Genomic DNA, 7,846 nt, shown 5'->3' on the forward strand with positions numbered 1-7,846 from the left:
TCCGCGTCCGTGTCCTCGTTCGCAGCGATGGCACGGTGTTCCAAATACGGCGAGCTCGCGATCGCCTGCGCCACCGCATCCGCCATGGTGGACAGCAGCAGGTCGTTTTTCGCGAACGCGTATACGGTGCCCTGGATGCCGTAAGGCGTGAAACCCTCAAGCTTCACGACCGGAGCGTACTGCGGATTGGCGAGCTGCTTGGTCGCGGCGTCCACTGTTTCGGCGATGTCGGCTTTCATCCGCGCCACATCGACGTCGGATTTCGCGGTGAAGGGCACCTTCACGATGCATTCGTTCGACGGTGCGATCTTCTCGAGCGAAGCGGTGTTCAGAATCGAATTCGGAATGACCATTTCGTTGCCGTTGCGCTCGCGCACGATGGTCTGCCGCCAGTTGATGTCCTTGACGGTGCCGGTCGCGCCCGCGACGCTGATGAAATCGCCGGGCTGGATGACGCGGCCGACCATAAGCCCGAAGCCGCCGATCACGTTGGCGATGGTGTCCTTCAGACCGAGGGAGACGGCAAGACCGCCGATGCCAAGGGCGGTGAACAACGTGGTCGGATTGACGCCGAACACCGGCTGGAGCACGGTGCCGGCGGCAAGCACCCATACCACCACACGCATGATGTTGATGAAGATCGAAGCGTTGGGCACCTGCGACTTGTCAAGCAGTTTGCGGGCTATGCGGGTCAGCGCCTTGTCGGCGACGAACGCGATGGCGATGACGATGACGAGCAGCACGATTTTGCCGTAGTTCCGGGCGAGCCATTGGGAAAGCGCGGTGATGAGATCCATGCGGTCAGTGTAACGCATGAGTCTGTCCGTGGCGATGCCGGAACCTCGGCGAACGCTGAGCGAACACGAGTCGGCGGCGACATGGGCCAACGCTCCGATCGGCGCTTAGAATAGGCTGTGTTGGCGATGACGGCGGAAGGAGCGTGCGATGGGCAACATCATCGACTATGCGCGCACGGAGACCCGTGGATTCGATTCGCTGCCTTTCCGCGCCGCCGATGCGTTGGTGCTGGCGCAGCTTTCCTACGACGATGTGCCGGACTGTGTGGCGACACTTGATGAGTTGACGAAACGATACGGCACAATCGGCCATCGTGCCAGGCATTTTTCGCTGCGCCGGCCGATCGCGTCGCTGAAGGCGCTGCGGCACCCGCCGTTCGACGGCGTCACCATCGCGCGCGCCGACGATGAGCTCAATCATGATGCGGCCATGCCGGACCACAATGTCGAAAACGTCGGTTTGGTCGATCCGCGGGTGACCCACGATTTCTACCATGCCGTCGCGGCCAATCCACGGTTCGCGGACATCGAAATCGGCGCGTTTTGCGAGGAATTCGACGGCGACGCGCAGACCCAGTTCGCGGCGATGACGTTCCGGTTGCGCTCGGGCGCGCTCGTGGTGGCGTTCCGCGGCACCGACGATTCGCTGGTCGGATGGAAGGAGGACTTCAACATGGCCTTCCAATATCCGGTGCCGGCACAGGTCTCCGCCGCCGAATATCTGGAACGCGTCGCATCGTTGTATGAGGGGCCGATCATGCTCACCGGCCACTCCAAAGGCGGAAACCTCGCCGTATACGCGGCCATGAACGCCTCGGACGGCGTCAAAGACCGCGTGGAACGCATCTATTCCCTGGACGGTCCCGGTTTCCCCGAATCGGTGGTGCGCAGCTACGAATACGCGAGCGTGAGCGACCGCATCGTCAAAATCGTGCCCGATTCGTCAGTAGTGGGTATGGTGTTGGAGACGCCTGAACGGTGCATGGTGGTGAAATCCGACGTGGACGGCATCATGCAGCATTTCGCGTTCTCCTGGCAGATGCACGGCGGTGAATTCGCCAAAGTGGAGGACGTCGCCAACAGTTCCGTCGCGTTCAACAAGGCGTTGAACGGGTGGCTCGCCGGACTTTCCAAGGAGCAGCGCGAGCATGCGGTCGACGCGTTGTTCGCGGTGCTTGAGGCGTCTGGTGCGGGCAGCATCTCCGGTGTGATGGCGGCCGGGCCGAAGGTGATCCCCGAAATGCTCGGCACCTATGTGGGGCTGAGCGGCGAGGACAGGCGTAATCTCAACCAGGCGCTGATGATCGTGCTGCAGGCCGCGCTCGCGCGCAATCCCAAAGTGCGTCGCAAATGACGTGCGGGGAATCGATGTGATAGAGGTCGGGCCGGAAGGCTTGATTCGCAATCCCAAGGTGTGCCGCAAGTGGTCGTGCAAGGTCATCGGGATGTGCTTTGCGGACGTGACGGTTAAGGGACGGGGTTCGCGAATCGCATCGGAATGGTGGGGACGGAGCGCATGCGAACCATTCCACGTGAATCGGGGTTTCCTGTGTGCGCGAATCGGGGGTTTCGTGTAAGTGGTCCCGTGCGGATGGTTTGACCGTTCTGTCGCGGATGCCCTGGCCGGGCCGCAATGCGGCGGATTGTTCCGAATAATCGGTACAATGTCTGAAATAAGACAGTGTGACTAATTTTCGGGGAGAAGCGCATGCCACGTCCACGTAGGGATTCGGAGATCCTGCCGGCCAAGGAACGCATCGAAAACGCGTTTTGGGAATTGCTTGCGGAACGCGAATACGGCAAAATCACCGTTACCGACATCGTGCGTGTGGCGAACGTCAACCGCAATTCCTTCTACTACCATTTCTCCGGATTGCCGGAATTGGCCGATGCCGCCATTCTGCATGCCGTCGAGAACACGCCGAAGCCGTCGATGCCGGGGCGTGATTTCGATCCCGACACCGAATGGCGTCGGCATGTCACCGCATTGCTGCGAGACCCGGAACAGCGCCAGCGGCTCAACCGTCTCGCCATGGTCGCCGGACCGCATAGCTCGCCGGAATTGGTCGAATCATTGCGTGAATTCGGACGCCTGACGCTGATCGGCGTGCTGGGGCTCGATGCCGACCATCTCGACCTCAAAACCGATCTGATGCTCGACTTCACCGTGGGTGGCATGCTTGCCGTGCTGCAACGCTGGCCGCAACTGCACGAGCGGATGCCGATCGACACCGTGTTCAACGAGGACGTGGCGGTGCTTGCGGCCGGCATGTTCATGTCGATGTCGAAAACCGACATGCTCGATTACTGGCGCAGGATTTTCAATGAGGGCTTCATGCCGGGAAGTGACGCCGCGTCTGCCCAATGACATCATGGCCGTAGGGCCGGCGCCTGCGGTGGTAGAAACGGTAGTGGTGGTATGCGCGGCAACGCGCACGAACAGATGACAGGAAGGTTGCCCATGATCAACGAAGACTACAAGGCCATGCTCGGCGGAAAATCCGTGATTCGCGAGCTGAGCGAATACGCGGCCGCGCGTGGCGCGGAAATCGGTTACGAGAACGTGTTCGACTACTCGCTGGGCAATCCGAGCGTGCCGTGCCCGCAGGACTACACCGACGCGGTGATCGACCTGTATGAGACCGCCGAGCCGGTGGCGCTGCACGGGTATTCGCCGTCCCTCGGCATTCCGTCGGTGCGCAAGGCCATCGCCGAAAGCCTGAACCGCCGCTTCGACATGGACTACACCGCCGACTACATCTTCCCGACCTCGGGTGCGGCCGGCGCGTTGGCACATGCGCTGCGCGCGGTGACCAAGCCGGGGGACGAGGTCATCACCTTCGCGCCGTACTTCCCGGAATACCAGCCGTACGTGAACGGCACCGGCGCGCATCTGACGGTGGTGCCGGCCGACACCGAGAACTTCCAGATCAATTTCGAGGCGTTCGAACAGGCGCTGAATCCGGGAACCATGGCCGTGCTCATCAACACGCCGAACAATCCGTCCGGAGCGGTCTACTCCGCCGAAACGCTGACCCGCCTTGCCGAGGTGCTGCGCGCGAAGCAGGCCGAATACGGCCATGACATCTTCCTGATCTCCGACGAGCCATACCGCGAGATCGTGTTCGACGGCGGAGAGCAGCCGTATCCGAGCAAGTTCTACGACAACACGCTGTCGTGCTATTCGTACTCGAAGTCGCTGTCCCTGCCGGGCGAGCGCATCGGATACGTGGCGGTGAATCCGCGCGCCACCGACGCCGAGCTGATCGTGCCGATGTGCGGCCAGATCAGCCGTGGAACCGGCCACAACTGCCCGAGCTCCACCGCACAGCTCGCGGTCGCCAAGGTGGTGGACGAGACGAGCGACCTGTCCGTCTACGAGAAGAACATGAATCTGCTGTACGATGCGCTGGTGCGTCTGGGATTCGATGTGGTGCGTCCCGGCGGCACGTTCTACATCTTCCCGAAGGCGTTGGAGGAGGACGCGAACGCGTTCTGCATGAAGGCCAAGGATTACGATCTGATCCTCGTGCCGTCCGACAGTTTCGGCGTGCCGGGCTACTTCCGCATGGCCTACTGCATCGATACCGAGAAGGTGGAGCGTTCCATCGGCGCGTTTGAGAAGTTCGTGCACGAGGTGTACGGCCGCTGAAAAGCCATTTGTGCTATATGTGGCAGTTTCTTTCAGAAGAAAAGGCTTAGGGGGTATGAAATATACCCCCTAAGTGGCGAGTGGGTTGGCGAAGCTGCCACATATAGTGAATTTGGTTTTTCTGCAAAGGAAATTCTGCCACATATAGGTGTTTTCACATCGGTTCACTTGGTGGGTTTCACTTGGTGGGTTTTGCTTGGGGCAGGAGACGTGATAATGCATCCCTTGCCTCTGCGCGCGTCTCTTCGATGCTCGGTAACGGATGGGACATGGCCCGGCGAATGGTCGCGCCCTCGATGATGTCGTCGATGAGCTGCGCAGTGCGTGCATCGAAGTGCAGTTGAAGCGCATGCTGTGTTTTGGCCATCCATTGGGTGGTGATGTTCCGGTAGCGGGCATCATGCGCGGCGGCCGCATACAGTTCGAGATTGACGGCCAGGGATTGCTGCGTGCTGAGCAGGTCGTCGGTGATGGTGCCGATGATCGCGTCGATCGCCTGTGTTTGCGTTTTGGCGCGCTTCATACGGTTCTGGAACGTGTCGGCCGACTGGATCATGAAATATTCGAATGACCGGTAGATTAAATCGTTGATGCTTGAAAAATAGTAGGTCGTCGATCCGAGCGGCACGTTGGCCGCTGCCGCCACCGCGCGATGCGTGGTCCCATTGACGCCTTTGGTCGCGATGACTTCCAGACACGCTTCGATGATGCGCTGGCGACGAAGCGGGTCATTGTGCCGGAGGTGATTCGATGATGATTCGCGGGACGTTGCCGCGTTTTGGCTTATCTGCTTGGTCTGGCGTGCAATCGTATTGTGCGAAGTCTGCGGTGTGTCGGTTTTCCCCATGCGTACAATCGTACACAGTGCGATGTGTACAAATGTACACATATTGAGCGGTGCAAAGCCGCGAAAGGGGCGGTATGGAACTGACGGATATGAGCGCAGCCGGGCGCGGGGAATGGGAGTTGATGCTGACTGGAAAACCGTATCAGGATTCGCATCCCGACATCGAGCGCATGCGTGCCGAAGCCAAGCGATTGTTCGTCGCATACAATCGCACCGATTACGAAGAGAAGGACCGTCGCCGCGAACTGATGGAGCGTCTGTTCAAATCGGTGGGGGAGGACGTGTTCATCGAACCGAACTTCCGTTGTGAAATGGGCTGCAACATCACCATCGGTTCGCACGCGTACATCAATTTCGATTGCGTGATGCTCGACAATGCTCCGATTACGCTTGGCGACTACGTGTGGGTTGCTCCCATGGTTGGCTTGTTCGCCACGAACCATGCACTTGATTTCGAAGAACGCAAAAACGGCATGTGCCAATCCAAGCCCATCGTCATCGGCGATGGCGTCTGGCTCGGCGGGCATGTTTCGGTGTTGGGCGGCGTGACCATCGGCGAAGGCGCGGTCGTCGGCGCGGGTGCTGTGGTGACGCATGATATTCCGCCGTATTCCGTGGCCGTCGGCAATCCGGCGCGTGTGATTCGCACCATCACCGAGGCTGACCGTACCGGTTTCATGGAGCGCATCCGCAAACGTGACGCGGCTGCATGATGCGATTGCGTGAGCGATCTTCCGAAACGCTTCGTCGAGGGATGGCCGTCATTGGCTGGCGGATGGCACAGCGTAAATCAACAACGGATTCATGACCAAATCAGAAAGGCAAGATATGGAATTCCAGTGGATCAACGAAGGCGAATTGCGCCGAGACGGCGAAGCCATCGAAATCGTCGCACCGCCGCATACCGACTTCTTCTGCAATGGCGGCAGCGGTGCGGATGACGGCATCGATCCGGAATCGCTGTGCAACGCGCCGTTCTACTACACCGAAGTCGCCGGCGATTTCGTGCTGCGCACCAAGGTGCGCCACGCGTTCACAGACACCTATGACTCCTGCTCGATCATGGTGTTCGAGGATGCGACGCATTGGGCGAAGTCGTGTTTCGAATTGACGGATTTCGGCACGCATGCGGTCGTGTCCGTGGTGACGAAGGGCGATTCGGACGACGCGAACGGTCCGAACATCGAAGGCGACGAAGTGTGGCTGCAGATGTGCCGCAAGGACAACGCGTTCGCGTTCCATTACTCGTTGGACGGCGAGCGTTTCTTCATGACGCGGTTCTTTACGCTGCCTGTCGGAGACACCGTCAAGATTGGCCTGTTGGCGCAGGCCCCAACCGGTGAGGGCGGCATTCGCCGTTACGAGCATCTCACGATCGAACCCCGCAGCGTCGCCAACCTTCGCATGGGCGTCTGAAACCGTCGAGGTTCAATGGAATGCGGATATTGCAGGCTTTAGCTAGGATATCCGCATTTATTTGTTAATGTGGGGCTTTCGGGACCCATCGCGCGTCGGGTCCTTCTGCAGGAACAGGAAGCCGAGCGCGACGGCGAGCAGGATGGCGATGGAGAGCACGCCGAGCGACGCGTTGCCGGTCAGCGAAGTCGTCGTGGCGACCAGGAACGTGCCGATGATCGAGGCCGTCTTGCCGAAGATGTCGTAGAAGCCGTAGTATTCGTTGGCGTGGCTCTTCGGGATGATCTTGCCGTAATACGAGCGTGACAGCGCCTGGATTCCGCCTTGGAACATGCCGACGAGAATCGCGAGAATCCAGAACTCGAAGGCGGAACGCAGGAAGAACGCGGCGAAGAAGACGATGCACATGTACGCCACCACCGCGGCGGTGATCATGGTCTTCGCACCGAACTTGCCGGCCAGTTTGCCGTAGACGATGGCGCTGGGAAACGCCACGAACTGCGTGACGAGCAGCGCCACGACCAGCTGTGTGGAGTCGATGCCCAGTTGCGTGCCATATGAGGTGCTCATGGAGATCACGGTGTTGACGGCGTCGATATAGAAGAAGAACGCGATCATGAACATCCACAGGGGCTTGTTCCTGCGGATCGCGCGGAATGTGGAGCCGAGCTCGCGGAATGTGCCGCGGATGGCCTCGCCGGCTTGATCGGCGGCGGCACGGTAGTGCGTCTGCCGGTAGCTGGTAAGCAGCGGAATGGTGAACGCCACCCACCATATGGCCGTGATGACGAACGAGGCCCGTGTGCAGGCCACGGTTGGCCAGTCGAACAGTGCCGGGCCGCCGAAGATCAGCGCGATGCACACGATGAACGGCACGGTCGAACCGACGTAGCCCCAAGCGTATCCGTGTGAGGAGACGCGGTCCATGCGCTCGTTTGGCGTGATGTCCACCAGCATCGAATCGTAGAAGGTGAGCGAGCCGTTCAAGCCGATCGTGGCCAGCACGTACACGATGAGGAACGCGAGCCAGCCGAGCGGCAGAGCCATCGCGCAGCACATCACCACGCCGGTCAGGAAAAAACCGGTGAAGAAGCGGATCTTCATGCCCTGCACGTCGGCGATGGAGCCGAGCAG

General features: G+C 60.1%; 8 protein-coding genes. 5 read left to right on the forward strand and 3 right to left on the reverse strand.

Annotated features, from left to right (window positions below):
* The coding region (locus B3C64_RS05605) for a mechanosensitive ion channel family protein (RefSeq protein ID WP_291534317.1) at window positions 1-797 on the reverse strand (797 nt) is incomplete at its 3' end.
* Window positions 798-945: 148 nt separating this feature from the next.
* On the opposite strand from B3C64_RS05605, the gene B3C64_RS05610 reads away from it, so the two are divergent.
* The 3 genes from B3C64_RS05610 (at window position 946) to B3C64_RS05620 (ending at window position 4,449) form a co-directional block, all read left to right on the forward strand.
* Entirely contained in the window at window positions 946-2,151 is a 1,206-nt protein-coding gene (locus B3C64_RS05610) for a DUF2974 domain-containing protein (protein ID WP_291534318.1), read from the forward strand.
* A 354-nt stretch (window positions 2,152-2,505) separates the two neighbouring features.
* The gene (locus B3C64_RS05615; protein WP_291534320.1) at window positions 2,506-3,165 is read left to right on the forward strand and encodes a TetR/AcrR family transcriptional regulator; all 660 of its coding nucleotides are present in this window, start codon (window positions 2,506-2,508) and stop codon (window positions 3,163-3,165) included.
* A gap of 93 nt (window positions 3,166-3,258) precedes the next feature.
* Window positions 3,259-4,449, forward strand: coding sequence for a pyridoxal phosphate-dependent aminotransferase (locus tag B3C64_RS05620; RefSeq protein ID WP_291534321.1), 1,191 nt, complete (start codon window positions 3,259-3,261; stop codon window positions 4,447-4,449).
* A gap of 178 nt (window positions 4,450-4,627) precedes the next feature.
* On the opposite strand, the gene B3C64_RS05625 is transcribed toward B3C64_RS05620, so the two are convergent.
* Window positions 4,628-5,338, reverse strand: coding sequence for a TetR/AcrR family transcriptional regulator (locus tag B3C64_RS05625; RefSeq protein ID WP_349679960.1), 711 nt, complete (start codon window positions 5,336-5,338; stop codon window positions 4,628-4,630).
* 32 nt (window positions 5,339-5,370) lie between these two features.
* On the opposite strand from B3C64_RS05625, the gene B3C64_RS05630 reads away from it, so the two are divergent.
* Together B3C64_RS05630 and B3C64_RS05635 are read left to right on the forward strand one after the other, a co-directional pair.
* Window positions 5,371-6,009, forward strand: coding sequence for a sugar O-acetyltransferase (locus tag B3C64_RS05630; protein ID WP_291534323.1), 639 nt, complete (start codon window positions 5,371-5,373; stop codon window positions 6,007-6,009).
* 91 nt (window positions 6,010-6,100) lie between these two features.
* Window positions 6,101-6,712, forward strand: a complete 612-nt coding sequence (locus B3C64_RS05635; RefSeq protein WP_291534324.1) for a DUF1349 domain-containing protein — start codon at window positions 6,101-6,103, stop codon at window positions 6,710-6,712.
* A 57-nt stretch (window positions 6,713-6,769) separates the two neighbouring features.
* On the opposite strand, the gene B3C64_RS05640 is transcribed toward B3C64_RS05635, so the two are convergent.
* The coding region (locus B3C64_RS05640) for an MFS transporter (protein ID WP_291534325.1) at window positions 6,770-7,846 on the reverse strand (1,077 nt) is incomplete at its 5' end.

The organism is Bifidobacterium sp. UBA6881 (assembly GCA_002451435.1).
Taxonomy (GTDB): Bacteria; Actinomycetota; Actinomycetes; order Actinomycetales; family Bifidobacteriaceae; genus Bifidobacterium.

Excerpts from the sequence above, each read along its gene's own strand:
- B3C64_RS05620 (WP_291534321.1), top strand. The coding sequence starts at position 3,259 with ATGATCAACGAAGACTACAAGGCCATGCTCGGCGGAAAATCCGTGATT.
- B3C64_RS05610 (WP_291534318.1), top strand. The coding sequence starts at position 946 with ATGGGCAACATCATCGACTATGCGCGCACGGAGACCCGTGGATTCGAT.
- B3C64_RS05635 (WP_291534324.1), top strand. The coding sequence starts at position 6,101 with ATGACCAAATCAGAAAGGCAAGATATGGAATTCCAGTGGATCAACGAA.
- B3C64_RS05615 (WP_291534320.1), top strand. The coding sequence starts at position 2,506 with ATGCCACGTCCACGTAGGGATTCGGAGATCCTGCCGGCCAAGGAACGC.
- B3C64_RS05630 (WP_291534323.1), top strand. The coding sequence starts at position 5,371 with ATGGAACTGACGGATATGAGCGCAGCCGGGCGCGGGGAATGGGAGTTG.
- B3C64_RS05625 (WP_349679960.1), bottom strand. The coding sequence starts at position 5,338 with ATGTGTACATTTGTACACATCGCACTGTGTACGATTGTACGCATGGGG.